Raw genomic sequence first — 26,457 nt, 5'->3', positions numbered from 1 at the left:
GGCGGCGGGAGGCGTGTCGAGGGCGGTCGGCGCCGCGCCTCCCGCGTCGGCACGGCCTCTGCCGGCGGGCGCGCCGCTGTCCGGACCGTCCCCCACCGCCGCCGCCCGCCGCTCGACCCGCCGCGCGCTACTTGCTCGCCGCGAAGCGCATCAGGGCGTGCTCGTCGCCCTGCTTGATCTTGCCCGTCTGGTTGATGACCTCGAGCTTCCAGCTGTCTCCGGCCCGCATGGCCTTGGCCACGGCACAGCCGTTGTCGCTGGTGAGCAGGCTGGGCCAGATGTCGGCCACCTGCTGCGCGTTGCCGCCGGTCGCGTCGTACACCTTGAAGCTGATGTTGCGCGCCTGCTGGAAGGCGCTGCCCTTCTTGTACGCGGCGGCGACGAACACGATCGAGGTCACGTGGGCCGGGATCCGCGCGAACTCGACGGTCACCGTCTCGTCGTCACCGTCCCCGTGACCGGTCTGGTTGTCGCCGCTGTGGATCAGGGAGCCGTTGCCCATCGGGTCCAGGGAGTCGAGACCGGCCAGCCGCACCGGGTCGCCGTCGTGCATCGCGATGGCGATCAGGTCCAGGTCCGTGCCCTTCTTGCGGCGGAGCTTCCCCATCACCCCGCCGCTGCTTCCGGCCGTGGGGTCCCAGGACACGCCTATGGACATGTGGGTCACCCCGTCCAGGTCCGCCGGGCCGTCTTCCTTCGTGAGCGTGATCATGCGTGGATCATCCTCTTCGCCACGGCGTGGTGGAACGTGAACCGCACACGGATCATGTGGTGTTCCCCGTCCCGTCCGCCGGTCGCAGTCCGTTCTCTGTCTTCTGTCTACCGCCTGCTCGACGGCTCAGTTCCGCGAGTTGCCGAACAGGAGCCGGTATCCGACGAGCAGGACGAAGGAGCCGGCGATGGCCGCTCCCCAGGTGGCGAGGTCGAAGAACTCGTTCGCCACGGGCCGGTCGAGGAGGCGGGCGGAGAGCCAGCCACCGACGAAGGCCCCCGCGATCCCGATGAGGGTGGTGACGATCAGTCCGCCCGGGTCCCGTCCGGGAAGGATGAGCTTGGCTATGGCCCCGGCGACGAGCCCGAGGATGATCCAGCTGATGAAGCCCACGGCGTTGTCCTCTGTCCTGCGCCGACGGCGGATCCGGTCCGCCCTCGGCAACCCTGTATTGCGCAGTTGCGCAACTCTACTCAGCCGGAATGACGCGCCCGGGGCGTGGAAGGTTGCGGCCCCCGTGGACGCGTGCGTCCGCCGCCCTCACCGCGCCTCGGGCCGGCCGGTCTCTCCGCTGCCGGGGGAAGGGGCCTTCGCGGGACCGCCGTCCGTACCGTCCTCGCGCATGGCCCGCGTCTCGCTCTTGAGGATGCGCAGGGACTTGCCCAGGGACCTGGCCGTGTCCGGCAGCCTCTTCGATCCGAACAGCACGATGAACGCGATCGCCACGAGCAGCAGATGCCACGGTTCCAGCGCGTTGCGGAGCACTTGGCCACTCTCCCTCTTGTCCGCTTCGGGCGCGGCCGCCCGGTTCCGTTCCGGATCCCAGCGGGCCGTTTGCCCTTTTGCGCAACTGTACAACCGAGTGGAGCCCGGCTCCGTCCCGCCGTGCCGGAGCGGTACGTGACGGACCTCACGATACTTCAGGAGTTGCGCAACCTTTAAAGTTGCCTCATGGGGACGAGTGACATGACGGCCCGCCGGAGCGCGGTGCTCCTGGGCGGGCCCGCGGACGGGGTGCGCGTGACGGTGGCCGGACGGCCGCTCCTGCTCCAGGTGACCTACCCGTGCGCGGTCGAGGAACCCGCCGCCGGGGTCCGCGTCGAGGCGATCCACGTCTACCGGCTCGACGGGAGCGACGGAGACGGGCCGCTGCGCTACGGGTACGACCCCGCGAGCCCGTAGGCACGGGCCGAGAAGGGCCCATGGGCACGGGCCGGGGACGGGCACGTGGGCACGGGCCGGGGACGGGCACGTGGGCACGGGCCGGGGTCTGGCTCGTACGCGGCGGTCGACTCTGCCGGATTGCGCAGCCGCGCAACTTTTTGAAGGCATGCGCCGTCCTCCTCACCAGGGGCCGGGACGAATGAGGGCACGCACATGACAGGCGGAAGCCGCAGTACGCACGCACACCGTTCCGGGACGCCGGGCACGGCCCGGAAGCGCGGTCGGGCCGGGCGTCTCCTGGTCACGGCGCTGGCCCTCCTCGTGCTCGCGACCGGGGGGTTCGGCTGGGTCTATCTGAAGCTGAACGGCGACATCAGCACGTTCGGCGCGGACGGCCTCTCCGACGACCGGCCCCCGGCCTCCGTCAGGGGGCAGAACGTCCTGGTCATCGGCTCGGACGCGCGGACCGGTGGGAACAGCGACCTCGGTGGCGGCGACAAGGACGACATCGGCCGCTCCGACACCGCCTTCCTCCTGCACGTGTACGCGGACCAGCGGCACGCGGTCGCCGTGTCCTTCCCCCGGGACTCCCTCGTGGACATCCCGCCCTGCCGCCTCCCCGACGGCTCGTGGACCCGGGCGCGCAGCGGCGCCATGTTCAACTCGGCGTTCTCCGTGGGCCAGACCGCCGAGGGGAATCCGGCGTGCACCCAGAACACCGTCGAGAAGCTGACGGGGCTGCGCGTGGACCACACCGTCGTCGTCGACTTCAAGGGCTTCGCCGCCCTGACCGACGTCGTCGACGGCGTACGGGTGTGCCTGCCCGACGACGTGTACCAGAAGGACCTGAACCCCAAGCGGGCGTCCCGGGGCGAGCGCATCTTCGCCAAGGGCGAGCAGACCGTCTCCGGGCAGAAGGCCCTGGACTACGTGCGGCTGCGTCACGGGATCGGGGACGGCTCCGACATCGGGCGGATCAAACGCCAGCAGGCGTTCGTGGCCGGGCTGCTCAAGAAGGTCAAGAGCGACGGTCTCACCCCGACCCGGCTGCTGCCGCTGGCGAACGCGGCGACCGACTCGCTGACCGTGGACCCCGGCCTGGGCTCTGCCGACAAGCTGGTCTCGTTCGCGATGTCGCTGAAGGACGTCGACCTGCACAACACGAAGTTCGTCACCGTCCCCTGGCGCTACCAGGGGGCCCGCGTCGCCATCGTCGAGCCTGAGGCGGACGCCCTCTGGTCGGCTCTGCGGGCCGACCGCACCCTCGACGGCCAGAACGCGAGCGGCCACCCGGCGAACGGCGGCAGCGGCGGCACGGGCACGGCGCCCACGGGCGGCACCTCCGCCTCACCGGTGTCCGGAGCGGGCATCGCCGTCGGCGTGTACAACGGCACCCGGACCCGTGGCCTGGCCGCCCGGGCGGCCGAGCGGCTGCGGTCGGAGGGCTTCACCGTCACGGAGACGGCCACGGCGAGCACCCAGGACCACACCGCCACCGTGATCGAGTACGGGCCCGGTCAGAAGGACCGGGCCGGGACGGTCGCCCGGTTCTTCGCCTCCGCCGAGCTGCGTCCCGTCTCCGCTCCGGGCATCAGCGTGGTCCTGGGGCAGGCCTACGCCGACCACCCCTCCGCCACCCCCGCCGCCCCGTCCGCGACCGTACCGGCGCGGGACACCCGTTCCGCGGACGACGACCCCTGCTCCGACCTCTCGTACGGGTGAGACGCCCGCGGCCGGAGCCGGTCGCTCATGCCTCCCGGGCCGGAGGCATGACCTCCGCGCGCCGCCTGTCGTAGCGGGACCGCGCCGCGCGGAGCGCCACCGCGTACAGCGCGAGGACCGCCGCGAGGAGCAGGTAGTACAGCGGGGGCAGCGGGGTCATGGCGAGCGGGGGCCCGAGCGGGGTCAGGGGCAGCAGGATGCCGATGACGGCGAGGGCGGCGGCCGCGTACCTGACCGGACCGGGAGGGGCTCCGTCGCGGCGGGTGCCGCGCAGCAGGAGCATCACGAGCGCCTGGGTGAGCAGGTTCTCGGTGAACCAGCCGGCGTGGAAGACGCCCTCGGCGTCGTCCGAGGCGCTGGTGCTCACGAGGAGCACGGCGAAGGTGGCGATGTCGGCGAGGGCGTTGAGCAGTCCGAAGCCGGTGATGAAGTGCAGGAACCCGCGGGTCCGGAGCCGGGTGGGGGCCCGCAGGACGGCCCGGCCCGGGTGGTCGTAGGCGAAGGCGAGCTGGGCGGCGTCGAAGCAGAGGTTCTGCACGAGCACCTGCGCGGGGAGCATCGGCAGGAAAGGCAGCAGGAGCGCCGCGGCGAGCATCGCGATGACGTTGCCGAGGTTCGAGGACAGGGTGAGGTGGAGGTAGGTGGCGATGTTGCCGCCGCTGTGACGGCCCGTGGTGATCGCGTGGTCGACGGCCGCGAGGTCCTTCTCGGCCAGCACGACGTCCGCGGTCTCCCTGACGACGGCGACGGCGCCCCTGGGGCAGATGCCGACGTCGGCGGCGCGCAGCGCGGGCACGTCGTTGACGCCGTCGCCGAGGAATCCGGTGACGTGCCCCTGGGCCCGCAGGGCGGTGACGACGCGGGCCTTGTGCTCGGGGGCGCAGCGGGCGAAGACGGTGGTCCGCCGGGCTGCCTCGGCCAGCTGGGTGTCGTCGAGGCGGTCGATGTCCTCGGCCGTGAGGACCCGGCCGGGGGCGAGTCCGAGTTCGCGGCAGGTGTGGGCGGCCGTGCCCGGGTGGTCTCCCGTCAGGATCCGGACGGACACGCCCCGCCGGGCGAGGCGGCCGAGCGCCTCCGCCGCGGTGGGGGCCGGTGCGTCGCGCAGGACGACGAAGCCGAGGAAGGTGAGTCCGCGTTCGTCGGCGGGCGTGTAGTCCCGGTGGCGGGCCGGCCGCTCGGCGAGGGCGAGCGCGAGGAGGCGGGCGCCCGTGTCCGCCTCGCGTCCGGCCAGGGCGAGCAGGCGGTCGTGCTCGGCGTCGTCGAGGGCGCACCGTTCGAGGACGCTCTCCACGGCTCCCTTGACGACGAGGGTGTGGGTGCCGAGGTGGCCGGGGCGGCGCACGACGGCCGTCGCCAGGCGGCGTACCGGGTCGAAGGGCAGGGCGGCGACCCCGTCGCAGTCCGGCGGGTCGGCCTCGTCGGCCGCGTCCAGGAGGGCCTCGTCGAGGGCGTCGGGGGTGGGCAGTTCCGCGAGCTGGAGCGTCCACCAGGCGTTGACGGCGGCCCAGCGCAGGACGTCCGGGGCGTGCTGTCCGTGGGCGTCGACGGCGCGGGTGACGACGGGCCGGTCCTGGGTGAGGGTGCCGGTCTTGTCCAGGCACAGGACGTCGGCGGCGCCGAGGTCGTGGAGGGCCGGGAGCCTCTTGACGATCACCCGGTGGTCGCGGGCGAGGCGGGCGGCTCCGCGGGCGAGGACGGTCGTGACCACGACGGGCAGCATCTCGGGGGTCAGGCCGACCGCCACGGCGACGGCGAAGGGGAGGGTCTCGAGGCCTCGGCCGTGGAGTGCGGCGCCCGCCATGAGGACGAGGGGCGGGGTCAGCAGCATGAACCGGATCAGGGTCCAGGAGATGCCGTGGACCGCCTGGTCGAAGGCGCTGTCCCGGCCGCGGGCGGTGGTCCCGTGGGCGGCGGCGAAGCGGGTGCGGGCCCCGGTGGCGACGACCACCGCGGTGGCGCTGCCGTAGGAGACGCTGCTGCCGAGGAAGCACAGGTGGGGCTGGGTGGAAGTGCCGGGGCGCGCGGCGTCGGGGGCTTCGAGGGGGTACTTCGCCACCGGGGCGGACTCTCCGGTGAGTGCCGCCTCGTGGAGACGCAGGCCGGCGGAGCGCAGCAGCCGTACGTCGGCGGGGACGAGGTCTCCGGGTCCGAGGCGGATGACGTCGCCGGGCACGAGCTCGTCGGCGGGTATCTCCCGGGGCGCGGCGGCCGGCCCGTCGGGGTCGGGGCGGCGCAGGACGGTCGCGGTGGTGGCGACCGACTCCCGCAGCGCCGCCATGGCCTGGTCGGCCCGGTGCTCGCCGGAGGAGCGCAGGGCGCAGCTGACGGCCACGAGGAGGAGGATCACGCATCCGGTGCCCCAGGCCGCGACGGTCACCGAGACCAGTCCGAGGCAGAGGAGCACGGCGGTGAACGGGTCGCGCAGGCTGCGCAGGAACCGCCGGGCCCAGCTGGTCGGCCGCCGGGCGGGCAGGACGTTCTCTCCGTGCCGGGCGAGTCTCCGCTCGGCCTCGGCGTCCGTGAGGCCGCGCGGTCCGCTGTCCAGGCGCCGCAGTACCTGGAGCGTGGTGAGCGCCCCGGGGGTCTCCGGTCCGGCGGGCGCCCGGCCGTCCTCGGTGTCCGGGGCGAGGGGGCCGGGAACGGCCGTGTCAGGCACCGGAGCCGCTGCGGCGTACGAGCGTCAGCGACCTGTCCGTGCGGGCGGTGAGCTGGCCGACCATGACCCGGACCACGGTCACGACCTCGGGGTCGTCGACGAAATAGACCTGGCGTCGGCCCTCGCGACGGGAGCGGACCAGACCGGCGAGCTTGAGCTTGGTCAGGTGCTGGCTGACCGCGGGCAGCGCGCCGCCCACCCGCTCGGCGAGCCCCGTCACGTCGCTCTCGCCCTGGGCGAGCGCCCACACGATGTGGAGGCGTGAGGGCGAGGAGAGCAGCCCGAAGGCCGCGGCGGCCTCGGCCAGTACCTCGGCAGGAGGGTCCGTGAAGTCACCCGCGTCTGCCGCCACCGTTGCTCTCCCGTTCCACGTACACCCGAAGGGTCCCAGTCTAGAGCGGCCCCCCGGCCGTGCCGTCGCCCCTCAGTCCCGACCGGCCCGGCCCGCCGCGCGTCGCAGCTCCATGGTCCTGCGCGTCAGTCCGGCCGCGGGGAGTCCAGGGTGACGATCAGGAGGGTGACGTCGTCCTGGATCTTGGGGGCGTAGCGGCTGAGGTCGGCCCAGATCGCGTCGGGCAGCCGGTCCAGGCCGACACCGGTCATGCGGGCCAGACGCTCGACGAACGGGTAGAAGGCGCCCGAGGCGTCCCGTGCCTCCAGGACTCCGTCCGACGCCAGGAGGAGCAGGTCGCCGGGCAGCAGTGACACCGTGGTGGCCGTTCCGTGCAGGACGTCGGCGAGTCCGAGACCGAGCGGTGGTCCGGGGTCGAGTTCCACGGTGCTCACCGTCCCGCCGCGCACCAGGACGGGTGGCGGATGGCCGCAGGCCAGGACCCGTACCTCCGGGCCCCGGGGGGCGAAGTCCAGGAGGACGGCCGTGGCGAAGAGCTCCGCGTGCTCCGTCCGTGCCGAGTCGACGACGAGTCTGCGGTCCAGCCGGGCCGCGATCGACTCCGCGTCCACGTCGTCCAGGACCGCCTCGCGGAAGGCTCCCATGACGGAGGCCACCGTCGCGACGGCCGACAGGCCGTGCCCCTGGACATCGCCGAGGACCGCCCGCACCCCGTGGGGGCCGGGCCGGACGTCGAAGAAGTCGCCGCCCACCAGCGTGCCGCGCTCGGCGGCCCGGTAGAGGCTCGCGCAGCGCACGGGCCCGACCCGTGGCCGCACGTCCGGGACGATGGCCCGCTGGGCGGTCTCGGCGACGGTGCGTTCCAGGTCGAGCTGTGCGTCCCTGCGCCCCCGGACGAAGGAGACGAAGACGCTCAGGGTCGCGACGAAGCCGAGGGTGAAGAGGTCGGTGTTGCCCGGCCGGTCCAGATGGAAGACGGGAACGGTCAGCAGGGCGATGGTCGCGGCGCCGAGCAGGGCCGTGGCCAGCGGTCCGTACGCCAGGACCGCCAAGGGGGGCACCGCGCCGAGCAGGAAGCCGATGTCCACCGGGACGGAGTCGGTCGAGGAGGCCACTCCGACGCCGACGAGCAGCAGCACGGGCAGGACCCGGACCCAGCGGGGCGGCGGGGCCCCGCGCAGCCAGCTCCGTCGGTACGCGTCGGTCGCCGCCTTGCTCGCCTTCACCACACCACCAGGCTCCTATGCCGGAGTGCGGCGCGCACTCCACGGCGCCCTCCGGGAGCGGGAGCGGACACGCCGCTGTCGCCCGCTGGGGCTTCCCGCAGGTCGGTGCCGGTACGGTCCGGGGGGGGCGCGCCCCGGCGCGGTCAGGCCGGCAGGCCCGCCAGGTGGAGCGGTTGCTCCGTCCAGATCGTCTTGCCCCGCGCCCCGTAGCGGCATCCCCAGCGGGCCGCGAGCTGGGCGATCAGGAAGATGCCCCGGCCGCCCTCGTCGGTGATGAGGGCCCGCCGCAGCCTCGGCTGCGTGTTGCTCGGGTCGGAGACCTCGCACACCAGGACCGGGCCGCGGATGAGACGCAGGCCGACGGGGCCGCCGGCGTACCGGATGGCGTTGGTGACGAGCTCGCTGACGATGAGTTCGGTCGAGAACCGGAGGTCCTCGAGACCCCAGGTGTCGAGCTGGCCGTCGACGTCGGCGCGGGCGTCGTGGACGGCGACCGGGTCGGCCGGGTACTCCCAGTGGACCGTGTCCTCCGCCGCCACCGCGCGCGTGCGGGCGAGCAGCAGGGTGACGTCGTCGGCGGGGCGCTCCGGACTCGGATGACAGGCGATCAGGTCCCGTCCCACCGCCTCCAGGGGCCGGGACGGGGCGTGGAACCGGCGCAGGTTCCGCAGGAGCTCCTCCCCGCCCCGGCCGATGTCGTGGTCGTAGTCCACCAGGCCGTCCGTGTACAGGGCGAGGACGCTCCCGGGGGGCAGGACGACCTCGCAGGTCTCGAAGGGGTTGTCGCCGACGCCGAGCGGGGGTCCGGGGACGACGGGCACGAACTCGGTCCTGCCGTCGGGCAGGACGAGGCCGGGGGCGGGATGTCCGGCGGACGCCATCTGGCAGAAGCGGCTGACGGGGTCGTAGACGGCGAAGAGGCAGGAGGCGCCGACGGCGTCCGGGTGCTCCGCCTCGGCCTGCATCCGCTGGACGAGGTCGTCGAGGTGGGTGAGGAGTTCGTCCGGCGGCAGGTCGAGATCCGCCAGGGTCTGGACCGCGGTGCGGAGCCGGGCCATGGTGGCGGTGGCCTGGAGTCCGTGTCCGATGACGTCGCCGACGACCAGTCCGGTCCGCATCGACGACAGCGGAAGGGCGTCGAACCAGTCGCCGCCGACGCTGACGCTGCCGCTCGCCGGGAGGTAGATGCCGGAGGTCTCCGCGGCGGCGCTCACGGTCACCGCGGGAGGGAGCAGGCTGCGCTGGAGGACGAGGGCGGCGCGGTGCTCCCTCATGTAGCGGTAGGCGCTGTCCAGGGCTACGGCGGTGCGGTCGCACAGGTCCTGGAGCAGCCGTACCTCCGCCTCGCCGAAGGGCCCGGGGGTGCGCGTGCGCCACACCGACACGTATCCGAAGAGCCTGGAGCGGTGGTAGAGCGGGCATCCGAGGGTGCTGTGCATTCCCTCGGGCATGATGCGGGCGGCCAGCTCCGGATCGCCGCCCAGCATGGCCCGTACGGCCGCCGCGTCCGCCTTCAGCACCGCGCCGACGGCGACGGCCGCGTTCGAGGCGCGGTCCGGTACCGGGGGGATGCGTTCGCCGGGCTGGACCATCGCGGACGGCCACGCGCCGTCGGCGGACTTGACCGCCACCCGGCGGGGCGCGGAGGCGTCGAAACCCGGGTACCCGAGGGTGGGGTCGCGTCCTTGCAGCACGTCGTCGGGGAAGTCGACGCAGGCGAGGTCACCGAGGCCGGGTACGAGGAGTTCGACGAGGTCCCTGGCCGCGTGGACCACGTCGAGGGACTCCCCGATCTCGAAGGCGCGGCGGTACGCGTCGGTGATCCGCTGGTGGGCGCGGAGCCGCGCGGTGGGTTCGGTCGCGACGACGGCGAGGCCGACGCGGGTCCCGTCGGCGTCGTCGACGGGGAAGCAGGCCAGGGTCAGGACCGGGTCGGATCCCGCCGGGCCGGAGCGGCAGTCGACGCCGACGACGGGGGTTCCGTCGGTCATCACCCGGGTGAGGAGCTCCCGCACCGGCTTCTCGCTGTCGCAGTCCTCCAGCGCGGCCAGCCAGTCCTCGTCCGCCCCGGCCGGACGCAGCGCCTCCATGGCCGGGTTGGAGCGCGTCGGGCGCAGGCCCGTGTCGAACTCGGCGACGCCCAGGCGGCGCTGGTTCAGCAGCGACCGGGCCAGCTCGCCGTCGCGGTCGGGACGGCCCGCTCCGGCCGGGGGTCGGAAGACAAGGAGGGACCCTCCGTCGGGGGCGGCGGGGAGCCGTACGACGGTCGTCTCCGGCGCTCCCGTCCCCAGCACGTCCTCGACGGGCCGCCCGGCGGCGTCCTCGGGGGTGTCCCCCATCAGCTCCTCGGCCGCGCGGGACCACCAGACGACGCGTCCGCGGCCGTCGAGGAGGAGGACCGCGACGTCCTGTGCTCCGGCACCGTCGGAGCCCGAAGGCCGGTCCAAGAGGCTCACGTCGCGTGCTCCCTCGCTGAGGACGACGATGGGGTGCCCCGGAGGTCGCCCCTGCCTCCAGGATGCACCCTCGCCGTCGCGCGGGCGCGCACGACGGCCTCACGCTCGGCGACGGTCCCGCTGCGCTCCGTACGCCGAACGCCCCGCCCGGACGGGTGGTGTCGGCGGGCCGGGCCCCGGTGGGTCGCGACAGCACGCCGGCCCACGCGTCGCGCGACGCACCGCCGTCGACCCAGGGGCTCGTCGGGTGGTCGCCGGTGGGGCCGGAGGCCCTGTCGATCGGGCGGCGACCGAGGCGAAACGCGCACGGAACCTCCCCCGCCCCCACGGCTACTATGGCTCAAAGGTCTGACCTAAGACCTTCTCTAGTAGGCTCTCCGTCCGGGCCGGCCCGCCTTCTCCCTCGCGGGCCTTCCGCCGCCCGGATCAGACGGAAAGAAGGAACATGAAGATCGTTCGATCGGCCGCCTTCGTCGCCGCCCTCGTGGCGACCGCCACATGCGCTGCCGCGAACCCCAGTTCGGCGAATCCGGCGACGACGGTGCGGTCGTGCCCCGAACTGAGCAAGGACCTCGCCTGGTACGGGGACAACCGCGAGGCCCTTCAGGACTTCATCGACGAGAACGGCAGCTGCTCCGGCGCGAGGGGCCGCCTGGCCCTCTTCGACTGGGACAACACCGTCATCAAGAACGACGTGGGCGACGCGACCACGTTCTGGATGCTGCGGAACGGCAAGGTCCGCCAGCCCAGCCGGGGCGACTGGACGACCACCAGCCGCTACCTCACCCCGTCCGCCGCCACGGCGCTCAAGGCCGCCTGCGGGCCGGCCGCGGCGCCCGGCCGGCCGCTCCCGACCGGCTCCGACACCGACTGCGCCGACGAGATCCTCTCCGTCTACAGCGAGGGCGAGACGACCGCCGGGGACACGGCCTTCTCCGGCTACGACCACCGCCGCATGGAGCCGTCCTACGCCTGGGCCGCCCAGCTGCTCTCGGGCTACAGCGCCGACGAGGTCAAGAGGTTCGCCCGCCAGGCCCGGGCCGAGAACCTCGCCGCCCCGGAAGGCACCGAGCAGCGGGTCGGCACCAAGAACGTCACCGGATGGGCCCGCTACTACCCGCAGCAGAAGAACCTGATCTCCACCCTCCAGCGGGCCGGTTTCGACGTGCGCATCGTCTCCGCCTCCGCACAGCCGGTCGTCGAGGTCTGGGCCGAGGGCGTGGGGCTCGGACCCCAGCAGGTCACCGGTGTGAAGACCCTCTCTGCGGGCGGCAGGCTGACGCCGCGTCTCGCCGACTGCGGCGGCGCTGCGAAGGACTCCGTCATCCCCTACATCGAGGGCAAGCGCTGCTTCGTCAACCAGAACCTGCTGCACGTCAAGGGAGCCGCCGCCTTCCGCCAGCAGCCCGCTTCGAAGCGTCAGGTGTTCGGCGCCGGTGACTCCGACACGGACGTCACCTTCGTCGGCGACGCCACGAAGGCGCGTCTGGTCCTGAACCGGAACAAGCCGGAACTCATGTGCCGTTCGTACTTCAACAGCGACGGCAAGTGGCTGGTCAACCCCATGTTCATCGGAGCCAAGCCCCAGCTGCCCTCCGCCTACCCGTGCTCCACGGCCGGCTTCACCCGGCCCGACGGGGCGAAGAGTCCGGTCGTCGACACCGACGGGCGGATCATCCCCGACCAGCAGGACCGGGTCTTCTGATCCGAGGGAGCACCCTTCGGCAGGACAGGGGGCGGGGCGCCGGTCGTTCGACCGGCGCCCCGCCCGCATGTGGTCCCCTTTAGGCGCCTTGTCCAGTCCATAGGCGTTACTGTGGGGTCGCGGGAGCATGCCCGTGTCCGGCACCGTTCGGGTGGAAGAGGAGCCATGATGGGCCAGGCGCTCGGCGAAGACGGCAGAACGTCCAAGGACGTCGTCTTCCGCCCCGTACGGGCGGGCAACGCGTTCGAGGAGACCGTCGAACGCCTGCTGTGCGCCATCAAGCTCGGGTTCATCTCCCAGGGCGAGACACTCCCGCCGGAGCGGGAGCTCGCCGTACAGCTGGACATCAGCCGCGTCACCCTGCGCGAGGCGATCCGCGCGCTCCAGCAGGCCGGGTACGTCGAGCCCCGGCGCGGACGCTACGGCGGCACCTTCGTGACCTACAGCCCGTCGGCGCCCAGCGAGGGCGACGTCCGCCGCATCGCGGAGACCATGGGCGACGAGCTCGCGGACGCCCTGGCGTTCCGGCAGGTCATCGAGCCCGGCGCCGCCGCCCTGACCGCGCAGCGGGCCCTCACGGCGGAGGAGCGCCGGCTGCTCCAGGCCCGTCTGGACGACGTCCTGGCCGCCGACGCGTCGACGTACCGCCTGATGGACTCGCGCTTCCACCTCGCGATCGCGGAGATGTGCGGCTCGCCGTCGCTGTACGCGAGCATCGCCGAGACCCGGCTCCGGCTCAACGACCTCCTCAACGCCATACCGCTGCTCCAGCGCAACATCGAGCACTCGCACGAGCAGCACAACGACCTCCTGATGGCCATCCTGCGCGGTGACGCGCACACCGCCCGCTCGGTGATGGAGGACCACGTCGCCGGCACCGCCGCCCTGCTCCGGGGCTTCCTCGGCTGACGCTCCGCGCGGCGGGCCCCGGTGCGGACCTGAGCCGCCCGACGGGGGCCGGTGCGGACCTCAGCCGCGGGACGGGACCCGGTGCGGACCTCAGCGCGCGCCGTCGGTCGCCCGGCTCCATCCTTCGCCCACGGCCTTGCCGGCCTTCGCCATCTGAGCGCTCGACGGGACGACCGACTGGTCGTGCGGGAGCCTCGGGAGCCAGCCCGCCGCGATCACGTCGAGGGATCCCGACTTCTGCATCGGCTTCATCAGGACGGGCCGGGCGAAGCCCTTCAGCCTGAGGTTCTGCGCCTCGTCGCTGAACAGGTACTCCTGCCACAGCCTCGCGGCGGCGGGGTGAGCGGCCTTGCGGTTGATCGCCGTGGCGTAGTGGCCGGCGAAGACGCCGTCCTCGGGGATCGCGACCGCCCACTGCGCGTTGGTGTGGAGCAGCGCCTTCCAGGACGTGGAGTTCTTGAAGTCCCAGTTGATGACGATGGGCGTCTTCCCGCTCTTGATCGACTCCGTGGTCGGCTTGACGGAGATGTAGTTGCCCCGGTCCGTCAGCTTGGCGAAGAACTCGACGCCGGGGGTGATGTCGTCGAAGGAGCCGCCGTCGGACAGCGCGGCCGCGAAGACGCCGGAGAGCGCGGAGTTCGACTTGGTGGGGTCGCCGCTGAGCGCGACCTTCCCCTTGTACTCGGGCTTCAGCAGGTCCGCGAAGGTGTCGGGGCAGATCCTCATGAACTGGACCGCGCAGCCGATGGAGATGTAGCCGCCGTAGTTGGCGTACCACGTGGAGCCGGGATCCCTGCGCCCCGAGGGGATGTCCCGGTCCCGCTCGATGCGGTAGCGGGCGAAGAGCGCCTGGTCCGCCGCGGCCTGGGCCTGGGCCACGCCCACTTCCACGACGTCCACGGCCTTGTCCTGGGGGCGGTCCTCCTGGACCGCGCGGATGGCGTCCTGGCTCGTGCCGTCCGGGTTCTCCACGGTCACGTCGATCCCGTACCGCTTCTCGAAACGGTCGATGATCTCGCTGTAATTGGCCCAAGTGGCGGGCATCGCGACGGCATTGAGCCTACCCTCCTGCTGGGCGGCGGCGACGAGCGTCTCCATCCCGCCGACCTCGTCCACGGAGCTCGCGCCGCTCAGGGTCGCCCGGTCGGGGATCTCGGGTCCGCTCCCCACTAAGCCGCAGCCGGACAGGGAGACGGTCGTCAACAGGGCCGTACAGGCGGGGACGGCGGCGAACAGGCGCCTTCGCCGGTCAGTGGACATGCGGAACTCCCGAGGAACAACTAAAGGTCTAATGGCCTGAGGATAGTACCTTCCGCTTGACTGGTTCGATGAAAACGGGCAAAGGGTGCAAACGTGCCACGCTTTCCCGCCGCGCCCGGGGCCCCGCCTTTCCTGCCGTGTCAGTACGTGTGGTCGGCGGTGACGTCGGCCGACAGGTCCAGGGCCTTCTCTGCGTCGGCGCCGCGCAGGGTCAGCAGGGTCTGGGTCAGGGCGTCGACGACGGCGAGGTGGGCCAGCCGGGAGGCCACGGTCTCCAGCCCGAAGATGAGGTCCTGGCCGCCCGCAACCAGCGTGCAGGTGCTGGTCCCGCTCAGTGGCGAGTTGGCGTAGCTGGTCAGGGCGATGACGTCCGCTCCCGCCGCGCGGGCCCGGCGGGCGGCGTCGACCGTGCTGCGGGTGGCGCCGGTGTGGCTGACGGCCAGGCAGACGCCGGACGCGGGCAGCAGGCCGGCGGAGAGCTGGGCGGTGATCGCGTCGGGCGGAGCGTCGACGGCGCAGCCCAGGGCGCGCAGCCGGTAGGCGGCGTCGGCGGCCACGGCTCCGGACAGGCCCGCCCCCACGACCAGGACGCGCGGCGCCCGGTGGAGGGCCGCGGCCGCGGAGCGCAGCGCGGTCGGGGAGAGCGTGGCGGCCAGTCCGTCCAGGGCTTCCTTCGCGGCCCGCACGGTGTCGGCGAGCGCCCGGGCGGCGGGGTCCGGATCGTCGGCGGGGCGGGGGCTCGGGGCCTGGCGGGCCGCCGCGATCTTCACCTCCTGGTATCCGCGGAAGCCCAGGCGCTGGCAGGCCCGGACGACGGACGAGGGGGCGGCCCCGGCCAGGACGGCGACGTCACTGACGCTGAGGCGCACCAGGTCGGCGCCTTGGTCGAGGAGGACGCGGGCGACGCGGGCCTCGGCGTCGCGCAGCTGCGGCAGACGGGCGCGGATGTGTGCCGCCAGCTGCGGACCCGGTTCGGAATGAGATTCCATGCCGACATAGTATCGCGGAATCACATTCCACGAGGATGAGGAGGACGTCGATGTCCCTGGCCCTGTCGCCGATGACGGGAGCGGCTGCCGTGCCCGTGGTGGTGCTCGCCGCTGCGCTGCTGCACGCGGTGTGGAACGCGCTGGCCCACAAGGCCGACGACCGCCTGGCGGTCTTCGTGCTGATGAACCTCGCCACGACCGGGTGCGCCGCCGTGGTGGTGTGCCTCACTCCCCTGCCGGACCCGAGGGCCTGGCCGTACCTCGCCGCCTCGGCCGTCCTCCAGGTCGCCTACCAGGCACTGCTCCTTCAGGCGTACCGGCTCGGCGACTTCGGCCAGATGTACCCGATCGCCCGCGGCACCTCGCCCCTGCTCGTGGCGCTGGTCTCCGCCACCGCGCTCGGCCAGCGGCTGTCCGCGCCGGAGACCCTCGGCGTGCTGGTGATCTCCCTCGGCCTCGTCGACCTGGCCCTGGCCGACGGCCTGCCCGGCCGCGCGCAGCTGCCGGCACTGGCGGCGGCCCTGGGAACCGGCGTGATGATCGCCTCGTACACCCTCGTCGACGGCAGCGGGGTGCGGCAGTCCCCGTCGGGCGCCGCAGGCTACGTCGCCTGGCTCTTCCTCTGCCAGGGGCCGGTCCTGCCCCTGCTGGCCTGGGCCCTTCGCGGCCGCTCCCTGACGGCCCGGCTCAGGCCGGTCCTCTGGCGCGGTCTGGCCGGCGGGGTGCTGTCCCTGCTGGCGTACGGACTCGTGGTGTGGGCGCAGGCCCACGGCAGCCTGGCCACGGTCGCCGCCCTGCGCGAGACCAGCATCGTCTTCGCGGCGCTGATCGGCCTGGTGCTGTTCCGCGAGCCCTTCGGGCGCCGCCGCATCACGGCCGGCGCCCTGGTGGTGACCGGGATAGCCGTCCTGGAACTCGCCCATCCCTGACGCGGCCCCACCCGGCTACCGGGCGGACTCGGGCCAGGGGTGCCGCGTCGCCCGGTGGGCCCCGGCCACCAGGGCCGCCAGGACGGCCGGCAGCCCGCCCAGCACCATGACCGTCGCGGGCGAGGAGTGGTCGAGGACGGCCCCTCCGGCCAGCGCGCCCAGCGAGATGGTGGCCTGGAAGGAGGCGGTGAAGAGGACCGAGGACGCCTCAGGACGGTCCGGGGAGGCACGGGCGAACCAGGTCTGCGAACAGACCGGGACGGCTCCGTACGCGACGCCCCAGACGACCAGCAGCGCCACCGCGCCCGCGTCCGACCGTCCGAGCACGGGCAGGAGCAGGGTCGCGGCGGCGATCAGGCACGCCGCCACGGCGAAGGTGGCCCTCGGGAAGCGCCCCACCGCGGATCCGCCGAGGAAGTTGCCGGCGATGCCGGCCGCTCCGTAGAGGAGCAGATACACCGTGACGAGCCCCGGAGCGACGCCCGTCACCCGCTCCAGGAAGGGGGTGACGTACGTGTACGTGCCGAAGTGGGCGAGCACCACGAGGAAGGTGGTCAGCAGAGCGTAGCGGGTGTCGACGCTCCGGAGCATGCCCCGGAGGACGTCCGGACGCGTCGCCCGGTCCGAGGGCAGGGACGGGACGACGGCGAGGATCAGCACGAGAACGGCCAGCGTGAAGCCGCCCATGGCGAGGAACGCGGTCCGCCAGCCCGCGACGTCACCGATGAACGTGCCCAGCGGCACGCCGAGCACGGAGCCGAGCGGCACCGCGGAGAAGATCACCGAGGTCGCGCGGCCCACGGAGGCGGCCGGCACCAACTGACCGGCGAGTCCGGCCCCGACGGACCAGAAGCCACCGATGGTGACGCCCACGAGGACGCGGGAGACCAGGACCAGCCAGTAGCTCGTCGCGGCGGCGGCCAGGAAGTCGGCCAGTGCCAGCAGGAGGATGAACGCCGCCAGCATGACCCTGCGGTCGACGCGCCCCGTGGCCACTGTGACCACGGGTGCCGCGATCGCGGCCAGGAACCCCGGCATCGTCATCATCAGACCGGCCACCCCGTCGGAGACGGTGAAACTCGCGCCGATGGAGGTCAGCAGACCGATCGGCAGGATCTCGGCGGTGACGAGGGAGAAGATCCCCAGCATCACCGCGACGACAGCCGGCCAGGAGGCCCGGGGCGGGCCGTCCGGCGGTGTGGACGGCTGGGCGAGAGAAGGGGTTGCCGTGGACATGGATCCCGTCCTGAAGTGGTCGACACGTACGAGCGTGACGACCAGTCCAACAGGAATCCCCGCTGGTCTCCGGCAGGTTTCCGACGTCGACGATCAGCCCTCGGCCCGTACCGGCTCGCGCGCGAGAGAGGCCGTCGGACACGCGTCGGCCTCCCCCGCGCGCGTCTACAGCGGGCCGTCCGGGGCGCCCCCTCGAACTCGGCGTGGTCGGCTGCGGAGGGCGCTCCGGTGACGTGCCGTCCGAACTTCGCGGCCCGGCGCGCCCGGGAGTCGGGACGCGCCCGACCGGGCGACTTCGTCCCCCGCGTCCAGAAGCCGACAGGCCGGGGCGCGGCCCGGTTCCGCGCTCGTCGTGACCTGCCCGGCCGTCGCTTGTTCCGATGGTCCGATTCCCTGACAGATGGTGACCATGTGGACACAAAGGGTGGCAGAGCGTCACACTCGGCTCGGCACCTGATGGGAATTCAGCACTCAGGACGGAGACGTGATGCCGCGGCACATCAGGCGATACGCCCGCACTTCGGCCCTGGCCGGGGCAGGCCTGACGGAAGGCCACGGACGACCCGCCCGATCCTGATCGGCCCCGGGGCCCCGCACGGCGGCGTCCGAACGCCGCGCGGGGCCGGCGACTCCACCGGGGGTCGGGGCGCCCTCCGTACGGGACGACCCAGCCCCTCCCCCTCCTCTCTTCCCCTCGCTTCCGCACCCCAGTAGGAGAGTCCTTCCGATGTCGTCACGCACCACCTGGCCCGCCCGTGCCGGGACCGCCGTCCTGGCGGTTCTCGCCGGAATCGGCGCGGCCACGGCGCCCGGCCCGGCCGCGGCCGCCTCGCCGCCCACGACCGGCCGGCAGATCGTCAGCTATCACGGCTACCGCATCGCGGTGCCCGCCGACTGGCGGGTCGTCGACCTGGCCGCCGACCCGCGGGCCTGCCTCCGCTTCGACACCCCCGCCGTCTTCCTCGGGGAGCCCGCCGAGGAGAACGACTGCCCCGCCCACCTCATCGGCCGCACGGCGGGGATCGTGGTGGAGCCGATCACGGACGGCTCCGCCGCGCGCACCACGGCGGCGACCGCACGGACCCTGCGCGGGACGGCCTCGGTGCCGGACGCGCGGTCCAGCGGCGACACGATCCAGGTCGCGGTCGAGGACGCCGGCGTGCTGGTCACGGCCCTCCACACCCCGCAGACCGAGAGCCTGGTGCGCGCCACGCTCGACTCGGCCGAGCTGACCGAGGGTGCCGAGCGCACCGAGCTGGTCCGCCCGCGCCCCGAGACCACCCGGGCCGCACCGGGGCCGCAGCCCGGGAGTTACCTCGGCAAGGGCTTCGACACCTGCACCGCGCCCTCCAAGGCCGCCATGGACGCCTGGAGGTCGAGCTCGCCGTACCGTGCCGTCGGCGTCTACATCAGCGGTTCCTTCCGTGCCTGCGCGCAGCCGAACCTGACGGCGAGCTGGGTGACGCACCAGACCGGCAACGGATGGCGGCTGATCCCGCTCGACGTCGGCCGCCAGGCCCCGTGCACGAGCTTCGCGCAGCGGATGTCCTCCGACCCCGCCACCGCCAAGTCGCAGGGCGTCAGCGCGGCCGCCGCCGCCATCACCGCGGCGAAGGGCCTCGGGATCCCCACGGGCAGCGCGATCTACAGCGACATCGAGTCCTACACCTCGACGGCCTCCTGCCGGGCGGCCGTGCTGTCGTACCTGTCCGGCTGGACCGAGCGGCTGCACAGCGGCAGTTACCTGTCCGGCTTCTACTCCAGCGCCTCCTCCGGCATCAAGGACGCGGCCGGCGCGTACGACAACAGCGCCTACACGAGGGTCGACCACATCTTCTTCGGCTGGTGGAACGGCGCCGCCGACGTCAAGACCGGTTCCTACGTACCGGCCGGCTCCTGGGCCGACCACCGCCGGATCCACCAGTACGCGGGCGAGGTCAAGGAGTCCTACGGCGGCTACTCGATCACGATCGACCGCGACTACCTGGACGTGGGCGCCGGTGCGCAGGCGTCCGCCTGCTCGGACACGAACCTCGCCTTCACCGCGTACCCCACGGTCCAGAGCGGTTCGACGGGCGAGCAGGTCGCGGCGGCGCAGTGCCTGCTGACGACCGCCGGATACGACCCGGGGGCCGCCGACGGGGCCTACGGCCCCTCCACGACCACTGCCGCGGGGCAGTTCCAGAGCAGCAGGGGACTCACCGCGGACGGTGTCATCGGGCCGAGGACCTGGACCGCGCTGCTGGCCCACGGTGCGACCCCGACCGTGCGGAGCGGCTCGACGGGAGAGTCCGTCGCCCGGCTCCAGCGTGCCCTGACCGCCGCCCTGGGCCGGAGCGTGCCCTTCGACAGCTCCTTCGGGCCGGACACGGAGCAGGCCGTGCGGGACTACCAGACCTCGCGCGGTCTGAACGCGGACGGCGTCGTGGAGTCCGCCACGTGGGGCGCCCTCCAGTCCGGGAAGTGAACGCGCCACCACGCGGGAGGAGCGGCCGACGGCTCGGGCCCAGCCCGTCGGCCGCTCCTCCGGGCCTGGCGCGCGGAGGGCGGGTCGGGGGGCGTCGCGCCGCGCCCCCGACCCGCCGTCACGCGCGGCCGACGCCCGCGTCCGCCGTCACTTGCGGCCGACGCCCGCGTACATGGCGACGTCCGGCGTCGGTCGCTCCGGGCGCCAGGCGGAGCAGGACACCACGCCGGGGTCGAGGAGTTCCAGGCCGTCGAAGTAGCGGGCGACGGCGGCGGGGGTCCGCTGGGTGAGCTTCGGCGTGCCGTGCTCGTTCCAGAACGCCACGGCCGCGTCGACGTCCGGCATGTCGGGGTGCGTGACCGTGTGGGACAGCACGAGGTGACTTCCGGGGGCGAGCGCGTCCATGAGCCGGCGGACGATCCCGTACGACTCCTCGTCGTCCTCGACGAAGATGACGACCCCGAGGAGCATCAGCGCGACCGGCTGGGAGAGGTCGAGCGTCTTCCCCGCGGCCGCGAGGATCGCGTCGACGTCCCGCAGGTCGGCGTCCAGGTAGTCGGTGCGGCCCTCGGGCGTGCCGACCAGCAGGGCGCGGGCGTGTGCCAGGACGAGCGGGTCGTTGTCCACGTACACGACCCGCGCGTCGGGGGCGACGCGCTGGGCGACCTCGTGCGTGTTGTCGGCGCTCGGCAGGCCCGTCCCGATGTCCAGGAACTGCCGGATGCCCACCTGCTCCGCCAGGTGCCGCACCGCCCGTCCCAGGAACAGCCGGTCCGCCTTCGCGTAGTCCCCGATCCCGGGGTGCAGGGCCCGGATCTGGTCGCCGACCTCCCGGTCCACCGGGTAGTTGTCCTTGCCCCCGGTCCAGTAGTTCCATATCCGGGCGGTGTGCGGCCGGGAGGTGTCGATGCGCGATTCGATGTCGGTCACGGCCTCAACGTAACCCAGTGCCCCCCAACTCCCCCATTCCAAGGCTCTTTTGCCTCTGATGTTCACGTAGCCTCGGCTTTGTCCCGCGCCTCGGCCGGTGTCGTCCCGGGGCGCGGGACGCACCCGGTGGGAAACCGGCGAGACGTGCCGCGTGTGCCGATCGCCCGCCGCTTCCGCCGTTGGCCCGACCGGGTCCTCCGTGCGTCGCCCGCCGGTGTCGCTCCCCGGGGCGGACGCGGCCGCCGTGAGGATCGGTGGATGCTCGTCGTCCTGCCGGTCCTCTTCGCCCTGTTCGCCGCGTTCAGCAACGCCTGGGCCACCGTGCTCCAGCGGCGTGCGGCGCTCACCGTCCCGCAGTCCGACTCCTTCCGGCCCGGACTGATCCTCGACCTCCTGCACCGCCCCGTGTGGGTGGCCGGGATCCTCGCCGTCATCGCCGCCGGCGTCGGGCAGGCGGCGGCGCTCGCGACCGGACCGCTCGCCCTCGTGCAGCCGCTGTTCGTCCTGGAGCTGCCCCTCGCCCTGCTGATCGCCTCCCTCCTGACGCGCGAGCGGCTCCCCTCCCGGCTCTGGGCGGCCGTGGGCGCGGTCGTGGCCGGGCTGGGGATCGCGCTCGCGGCCGCCTCGCCCACCGGCAACCGGACCCATGTGGAGGTGGAGCGCTGGGTGCCGGTCCTGGTGGCCTGCGCCGTCGCCGTGGCGGCCCTCGCCGCGGTCGGTCTGCGCCGGCCGGCGGGGCGTACGCGGGCGGCGTGTCTCGGGGCCGCGACGGCGATCTGCTACGCGCTCACCGCCGCCCTCATGAAGACGTCCATGCACATCCTCGGCGACGCCGGCGTCGGCGGCTTCCTGACGGCCTGGCAGACCTACGCCTTCTGCGCGGCGGGGATCGCCGCCCTCCTGCTGCTCGAACACGCCATGCAGGGCGGCCCCCTCGTCGCCTCCCAGCCCGCGCTGACCCTGGGCGACGCCACCGTGAGCCTGCTGCTCGGCGTCCTGCTGTACGAGGAACACCTGCGGTCGGGCTGGTGGCTGCTGCCCCAGCTGGCGGGCGTCGCGCTGATCGTCCTCGGAGTCTTCACGCTGGCGCGGGGCGGCGCGCGCACGGCCTGACCCGCCGCCCCGGTGACCGCCGCTCAGGCCTTGCCCCCGTCGGCGCCCTCCCGTACCGCGGAGAGCGGTTCGGCGATGTCCTCCAGCGAGCGGCGCTCCGCCTTCACCGCCAGGAAGGCCGCCACGATCCCCGCCGCGCACATCAGCGAGGCACCGATCTGGAAGGCCAGCACCGTGTCCCCGACGACGCCCGACTCCGTCAGCTCGGCGAAGACCAGCGGGCCGGTGATGCCGCCGGCCGCCGTCCCCAGCGCGTAGAAGAAGGCGATGGCCATGGCGCGGGTCTCCATCGGGAAGATCTCGGAGACGGTCAGATAGGCGCTGGAGGCGCCCGCCGAGGCGAAGAACAGCACCACGCACCAGCAGGCCGTCAGCGTCGTCGCCGACAGCGAGCCGCGGTCGAAGAGCCAGGCCGTCCCGAAGAGCAGCAGACCCGACAGCAGATACGTGCCCGAGATCATGATCCGGCGGCCGACGGTGTCGAAGAGGCGGCCGAGCAGCAGCGGGCCGAGGAAGTTGCCCGCGGCGATCACGGCGAAGTAGTAGCCGGTGCTGCCGGTGGGGACGTCGAAGAAGGTGATCAGGATGGTGCCGAAGCCGAAGGTGATCGCGTTGTAGAGGAACGCCTGGCCGATGAAGAGGGCGAGGCCGAGGACGGCGCGGCGCGGATAGCGGCCGAAGACGGTCTTCGCGATCGTGCCGAAGCCGATGCTCTTGCGCTGGTGGATGGTGATCTCACCGGCCGGCGGCGGCAGCTCCGCGCCCTTCTCCGCCTCGATCTCCCGCTCCACGGAGGTGACCAGTTCCTCGGCCTCCTCGCCGTAGCCGTGGATGAACTGCCAGCGTGGGCTCTCCGGGACGTGCCGGCGCACCAGCAGGATGACCAGCCCGAGGACGACGCCGAGGGCGAAGCTGAGCCGCCAGCCCACGTCCTGCGGGAAGATGTCGGTGTCGAGCATGACGATCGACAGCAGGGCTCCGCCGATCGCGCCGAGCCAGTAGCTGCCGTTGATGATCAGGTCGACGCGCCCCCGGTAGAGGGAGGGGATGAGCTCGTCGATCGCGGAGTTGATGGCCGCGTACTCTCCGCCGATGCCGAAGCCGGTGAGGAAGCGGAAGAGGAAGAACCACCAGGCGTCGAAGGAGAGGGCCGTCATCGCCGTGGCGCCCAGGTAGACGACCAGGGTGACCATGAACAGCTTCCTGCGGCCGTAGCGGTCGGTCAGCCATCCGAAGAACAGCGCCCCGGAGCACGCCCCCGCCACGTACAGGGCGGCGGCGACGCCCGTGACCTGGGCCGCGGAGATGTCGAGGCCGCTGCCGTCCTCGGCCAGCCGGCCGGCGATGTTGCCGACGATGGTGACTTCGAGGCCGTCGAGGATCCAGACGGTGCCGAGGCCGATGACGATCATCCAGTGCCAGCGGGACCAGGGAAGCCGGTCGAGCCGGGCCGGTACGGCGGTGGTGACCGTGCCGGTCCCGGCTCCCGCCGAAGAGCGTGTCGCGCCCATGGTGCTCCTTTCCTCGCCGGTGCGGATCCTCCGCACACGAGCGTTCATGCGTCGGCGCGGGCGGTCCGGCGGGGGCCCCACCGGTCGCGGAGGGTGAGCCGGCGGCGACGGTCGTGGCTCTCCCGGACGTGCCGGTCCAGCTCCTCCATCAGCCGCCGGCCCCGGTGCTCGGGGTCGAGTTCGTCGAGGACCCGGTCGACCTCGGCGAGCAGCGCCCCGTACAGCTGCCAGCGGCCGGGATCGGCGAGGGCGAGGGCGAGCAGCCGGTCGGCGGCTGCGTCGCGGCAGGCCCTGGCCGCCCGCAGGTCGCCCGCGAGCCGGGTCTCCGCGGCCTCGGCGTCCTCGCTGCCCCGGGCGGTGACCAGGACGGCGAAGCTCACCAGGGCGTCGGCGGTGTACTGGGCGGTCTCGCGGAGCGCGAGGGCGGCGCGCTCGGGAAGCAGCTGGTCCCCGTCGCGGTGCTTCGCCAGGTCGGTGAGGGTGCGGGCCAGGACCCGCAGGACGACCGCGCAGATCTCCAGGGTGTCGAGCCCGGTGCGCAGCACCACCCGGTGGAGGAGGCCCTCCTTCACCCGGGGGTTGAGCCGCAGGCTGTCCTCGGCGGTGCGCAGGGCGCCGTCGACGTCGGCGACGTCGTTGTCGAGGCGGCGGGCCTCGTGGAGCCGGGCCGCGGCCTGTGCGACCGGGGGCGAGCCGGTGAACTCGTCGGCCACGTCGAGGAGCAGCAGGCGCATCCGCCGGGCGAGGTCCTCGATGGAGTCGCCGGCGGTGTCGACCCAGACGGGCGGGGCGAGGAACAGGTTGAACAGCATGCCGACGACCGCGCCGATCAGGGTCTCCAGGACGCGGTCCCAGGCGGTGTCGGAGACCTGGGTGACGCCGAGGACGAGCATCGCGCTGATGGCGACCTCGGGGACGAACTCCTCGACCCGCACGATCCGGCCGACGAGGAGCGAGGCCAGGATGACGAGGGCGAGGCTCCACCAGGAGAGGCCGACGACGACGCTGAACGCGATGGCGATGAGGACGCCGACGACGACCGCGTTCACCCGGCGGAGGCTGGTCGTGAGGGTGGAGTAGAGCGTGACCTGGACGACGAGGAGGGCGGTGAGGGGCGCGGTGAGGGGCACCGGTTCGCTGCTGAGCCGGAGGGCGACGACGTAGCTGAGGGTGGCCGCCGCCGTGGACCGTACGGTCTGGACGGCGAAGGGGTCGCGGCGGAGGCGGGCGAGCCGCCCGTCGCGCGCGAACGGCCCGCCGTCCCGGTCGTGCCGTCCTCGGCCGCGTGCCACGCCCCACCTCGTCCCGTCGCCGCCCCGCAGAAGCCGTCTGGACGTCCGCTTGCCCCGACTCCCCCGGGCCCATGCCCGGGTACGTCCGGGCGGACCAGGGACTGCCCCCGCTTCGGGGGAACGGCGGCGCTCCGTCGCGCCTCGGGGACGTCCCGTGACGGCCCGGCCGGAAGGGAGAACGGAGCCGTCGTCGGCGCTCTGCCGGTCGCGCGGGACCTGAGGGGGCCGGGACCTCTTCGGCCGCGCCCGTTGGCGGCCCGCCAGGAATTAGATCGTCCGTTTTCGGGTAGCGATCTGCGTCGACGGGGCAGAGGGTGGGGAGGCAACGACGAAAGGCAGACCGATGACCGAGAGCCGACCTGCGACGACGACCGACTCCGGGGCCCCGGTGGAGAGCGACGAGCATTCGCTCACCGTCGGGCCGGGCGGACCGATCCTCCTCCAGGACGCCTACCTGATCGAGCAGATGGCGCAGTTCAACCGGGAGCGGATCCCCGAACGCCAGCCGCACGCCAAGGGCAGCGGCGCCTTCGGCCGTTTCGAGGTCACCCACGACGTCAGCCGGTACACGAAGGCGGCCCTCTTCCAGCCGGGCACCCGCACCGAGCTGGTGGCGCGCTTCTCCACCGTGGCCGGGGAGCGCGGGAGCCCGGACACCTGGCGGGACCCGCGCGGCTTCGCGGTGAAGTTCTACACCTCCGAGGGCAACTACGACATGGTCGGCAACAACACGCCGGTCTTCTTCGTGAAGGACCCGATGAAGTTCCAGCACTTCATCCGGTCCCAGAAGCGCCGGGCCGACAGCAATCTGCGCGACCACGACATGCAGTGGGACTTCTGGACGCTGTCCCCGGAGTCCGCGCACCAGGTCACCTGGCTCATGGGCGACCGGGGCATCCCCCGGACCTGGCGCCACATGAACGGCTACACCTCGCACACGTACATGTGGATCAACGCGTCCGGCGAGCGCTTCTGGGTGAAGTACCACTTCAAGACCGACCAGGGCGTCGAGTTCCTGCCCCAGGAGGAGGCGGACCGCCTCGCGGGGGCCGACTCGGACTTCCACATGCGCGACCTGTTCGAGCACATCCGGGACGGGGACCTCCCGTCGTGGACCCTGCACGTGCAGGTGATGCCGTTCGAGGACGCGGCCGGGTACCGGTTCAACCCGTTCGACCTCACCAAGGTCTGGCCGCACGGCGACTACCCGCTCATCCCCGTCGGCCGGATGACGCTCGACCGCAACCCGACCGACAACCACGCCGAGATCGAGCAGGCCGCCTTCCAGCCGAACAACTTCGTCCCGGGGATCGGGCCGAGCCCCGACCGGATGCTGCTGGCCCGGCTCTTCTCGTACGCGGACGCCCACCGGGCCCGGCTGGGCACCAACTACCAGCAGCTTCCGGTGAACGCGCCCGTCGTCGACGTCCACACGTACTCCAAGGACGGGGCGATGGCGTACCGCAAGACCTCCGACCCGGTCTACGCGCCGAACTCCAAGGGCGGACCGGCCGCCGACACGGAGCGGTACGGGACGCCTCCCAGCTGGTCGGCCGACGGGGAGATCACCCGGGCGGCCTACGTCTCGCACCCGGAGGACGACGACTGGGGGCAGGCCGGCACGCTCGTGCGCGAGGTCCTGGACGACGCGGCACGCGACCGGCTCGTGGACAACGTGGTCGGCCACCTCCTCGACGGTGTGACCGAGCCCGTCCTGGAGCGGGCCTTCACCTACTGGACGAACATCGACGCGGCCCTCGGCAAGCGCATCGCCGAGGGCGTCCGCGCCCAGCGGTCCTCCTAGGGACCCGCGGGGCCGGACGTCGGG

At 73.0% G+C, this 26,457-nt stretch carries 21 protein-coding genes; 8 read left to right on the top strand and 13 right to left on the bottom strand.

From position 1 onward, the window contains the following. Positions 1-127: 127 nt before the first annotated feature. The 3 genes from ACFYXU_RS17375 to tatA all read right to left on the bottom strand — a co-directional run bounded on the left by ACFYXU_RS17375 (position 128) and on the right by tatA (position 1,477). A complete protein-coding gene (locus ACFYXU_RS17375) occupies positions 128-712 on the bottom strand; it encodes a TerD family protein (protein ID WP_329857516.1) in 585 nt (194 codons plus the stop codon). 126 nt (positions 713-838) lie between these two features. Then, positions 839-1,105 carry a GlsB/YeaQ/YmgE family stress response membrane protein gene (locus ACFYXU_RS17370; protein ID WP_329857518.1) on the bottom strand — a complete coding sequence of 89 codons (267 nt, stop codon included), beginning with the start codon at positions 1,103-1,105 and terminating at the stop codon, positions 839-841. Positions 1,106-1,252: 147 nt separating this feature from the next. Then, positions 1,253-1,477, bottom strand: a complete 225-nt coding sequence (gene tatA, locus ACFYXU_RS17365) for a Sec-independent protein translocase subunit TatA (protein ID WP_389405650.1) — start codon at positions 1,475-1,477, stop codon at positions 1,253-1,255. A gap of 186 nt (positions 1,478-1,663) precedes the next feature. Here tatA and ACFYXU_RS17360 point away from each other — a divergent pair, with 186 nt between their 5' ends. Continuing rightward, positions 1,664-1,894: a hypothetical protein gene (locus tag ACFYXU_RS17360; protein ID WP_329857521.1), complete on the top strand. Its 231-nt coding sequence runs from the start codon at positions 1,664-1,666 to the stop codon at positions 1,892-1,894. A 195-nt stretch (positions 1,895-2,089) separates the two neighbouring features. Next, positions 2,090-3,598 (top strand): LCP family protein, encoded by a 1,509-nt coding sequence (locus ACFYXU_RS17355; RefSeq protein WP_376510839.1) that lies wholly within the window; start codon positions 2,090-2,092, stop codon positions 3,596-3,598. 25 nt (positions 3,599-3,623) lie between these two features. Here the strand turns inward: ACFYXU_RS17355 and mgtA are convergent, their stop codons facing one another. From mgtA to ACFYXU_RS17335, 4 genes are all read right to left on the bottom strand, one after another. Beyond that, positions 3,624-6,254: a magnesium-translocating P-type ATPase gene (gene mgtA / locus ACFYXU_RS17350; RefSeq protein ID WP_389458263.1), complete on the bottom strand. Its 2,631-nt coding sequence runs from the start codon at positions 6,252-6,254 to the stop codon at positions 3,624-3,626. Then, positions 6,247-6,606, bottom strand: a complete 360-nt coding sequence (locus ACFYXU_RS17345) for a metalloregulator ArsR/SmtB family transcription factor (RefSeq protein WP_361398345.1) — start codon at positions 6,604-6,606, stop codon at positions 6,247-6,249. The genes mgtA and ACFYXU_RS17345 overlap by 8 nt, the downstream gene beginning before the upstream one ends. A gap of 125 nt (positions 6,607-6,731) precedes the next feature. Beyond that, positions 6,732-7,835 (bottom strand): PP2C family protein-serine/threonine phosphatase, encoded by a 1,104-nt coding sequence (locus ACFYXU_RS17340; RefSeq protein ID WP_376510844.1) that lies wholly within the window; start codon positions 7,833-7,835, stop codon positions 6,732-6,734. A 140-nt stretch (positions 7,836-7,975) separates the two neighbouring features. Further along, positions 7,976-10,288, bottom strand: a complete 2,313-nt coding sequence (locus ACFYXU_RS17335; RefSeq protein ID WP_389458261.1) for a SpoIIE family protein phosphatase — start codon at positions 10,286-10,288, stop codon at positions 7,976-7,978. A gap of 445 nt (positions 10,289-10,733) precedes the next feature. On the opposite strand from ACFYXU_RS17335, the gene ACFYXU_RS17330 reads away from it, so the two are divergent. After that, positions 10,734-11,993: a haloacid dehalogenase-like hydrolase gene (locus tag ACFYXU_RS17330; protein ID WP_389405653.1), complete on the top strand. Its 1,260-nt coding sequence runs from the start codon at positions 10,734-10,736 to the stop codon at positions 11,991-11,993. Between the two features lie 165 nt (positions 11,994-12,158). Continuing rightward, entirely contained in the window at positions 12,159-12,902 is a 744-nt protein-coding gene (locus ACFYXU_RS17325) for a FadR/GntR family transcriptional regulator (protein ID WP_389405654.1), read from the top strand. A gap of 90 nt (positions 12,903-12,992) precedes the next feature. Here the strand turns inward: ACFYXU_RS17325 and ACFYXU_RS17320 are convergent, their stop codons facing one another. Together ACFYXU_RS17320 and ACFYXU_RS17315 are read right to left on the bottom strand one after the other, a co-directional pair. After that, on the bottom strand, positions 12,993-14,162 hold the full coding sequence (locus ACFYXU_RS17320) for an extracellular solute-binding protein (RefSeq protein ID WP_389458259.1): 1,170 nt from the start codon (positions 14,160-14,162) through the stop codon (positions 12,993-12,995). A 140-nt stretch (positions 14,163-14,302) separates the two neighbouring features. Then, entirely contained in the window at positions 14,303-15,151 is an 849-nt protein-coding gene (locus ACFYXU_RS17315) for a MurR/RpiR family transcriptional regulator (protein WP_389458257.1), read from the bottom strand. A 50-nt stretch (positions 15,152-15,201) separates the two neighbouring features. Here ACFYXU_RS17315 and ACFYXU_RS17310 point away from each other — a divergent pair, with 50 nt between their 5' ends. Next, positions 15,202-16,080, top strand: coding sequence for an EamA family transporter (locus ACFYXU_RS17310; protein ID WP_389458255.1), 879 nt, complete (start codon positions 15,202-15,204; stop codon positions 16,078-16,080). Between the two features lie 15 nt (positions 16,081-16,095). Here ACFYXU_RS17310 and ACFYXU_RS17305 read toward each other — a convergent pair whose 3' ends face one another. Further along, positions 16,096-17,316: an MFS transporter gene (locus ACFYXU_RS17305; RefSeq protein WP_389458253.1), complete on the bottom strand. Its 1,221-nt coding sequence runs from the start codon at positions 17,314-17,316 to the stop codon at positions 16,096-16,098. Between the two features lie 727 nt (positions 17,317-18,043). Between ACFYXU_RS17305 and ACFYXU_RS17300 the strand changes: the two genes are divergently transcribed. Beyond that, complete coding sequence (locus ACFYXU_RS17300; RefSeq protein ID WP_389458250.1) at positions 18,044-19,783, top strand: glycoside hydrolase domain-containing protein; 1,740 nt, start codon at positions 18,044-18,046, stop codon at positions 19,781-19,783. A 147-nt stretch (positions 19,784-19,930) separates the two neighbouring features. On the opposite strand, the gene ACFYXU_RS17295 is transcribed toward ACFYXU_RS17300, so the two are convergent. Then, positions 19,931-20,713, bottom strand: a complete 783-nt coding sequence (locus tag ACFYXU_RS17295) for an SAM-dependent methyltransferase (RefSeq protein ID WP_389458248.1) — start codon at positions 20,711-20,713, stop codon at positions 19,931-19,933. Positions 20,714-20,971: 258 nt separating this feature from the next. Here ACFYXU_RS17295 and ACFYXU_RS17290 point away from each other — a divergent pair, with 258 nt between their 5' ends. Continuing rightward, entirely contained in the window at positions 20,972-21,826 is an 855-nt protein-coding gene (locus tag ACFYXU_RS17290) for a DMT family transporter (protein WP_389458246.1), read from the top strand. Positions 21,827-21,849: 23 nt separating this feature from the next. On the opposite strand, the gene ACFYXU_RS17285 is transcribed toward ACFYXU_RS17290, so the two are convergent. Both ACFYXU_RS17285 and ACFYXU_RS17280 read right to left on the bottom strand, forming a co-directional pair. Further along, positions 21,850-23,337 carry an MFS transporter gene (locus ACFYXU_RS17285; protein WP_376516531.1) on the bottom strand — a complete coding sequence of 496 codons (1,488 nt, stop codon included), beginning with the start codon at positions 23,335-23,337 and terminating at the stop codon, positions 21,850-21,852. Positions 23,338-23,381: 44 nt separating this feature from the next. Beyond that, positions 23,382-24,629 carry an aromatic acid exporter family protein gene (locus ACFYXU_RS17280; protein WP_389405659.1) on the bottom strand — a complete coding sequence of 416 codons (1,248 nt, stop codon included), beginning with the start codon at positions 24,627-24,629 and terminating at the stop codon, positions 23,382-23,384. Positions 24,630-24,972: 343 nt separating this feature from the next. On the opposite strand from ACFYXU_RS17280, the gene ACFYXU_RS17275 reads away from it, so the two are divergent. Then, positions 24,973-26,433, top strand: coding sequence for a catalase (locus ACFYXU_RS17275; RefSeq protein ID WP_376516527.1), 1,461 nt, complete (start codon positions 24,973-24,975; stop codon positions 26,431-26,433). Positions 26,434-26,457: the final 24 nt, after the last annotated feature.

Source organism: Streptomyces sp. NPDC002232 (assembly GCF_042890295.1).
Taxonomy (GTDB): domain Bacteria; phylum Actinomycetota; class Actinomycetes; order Streptomycetales; family Streptomycetaceae; genus Streptomyces.
Note: the sequence above shows the minus strand (reverse complement) of the source record. Positions and strands in the feature narration are given on the sequence as shown.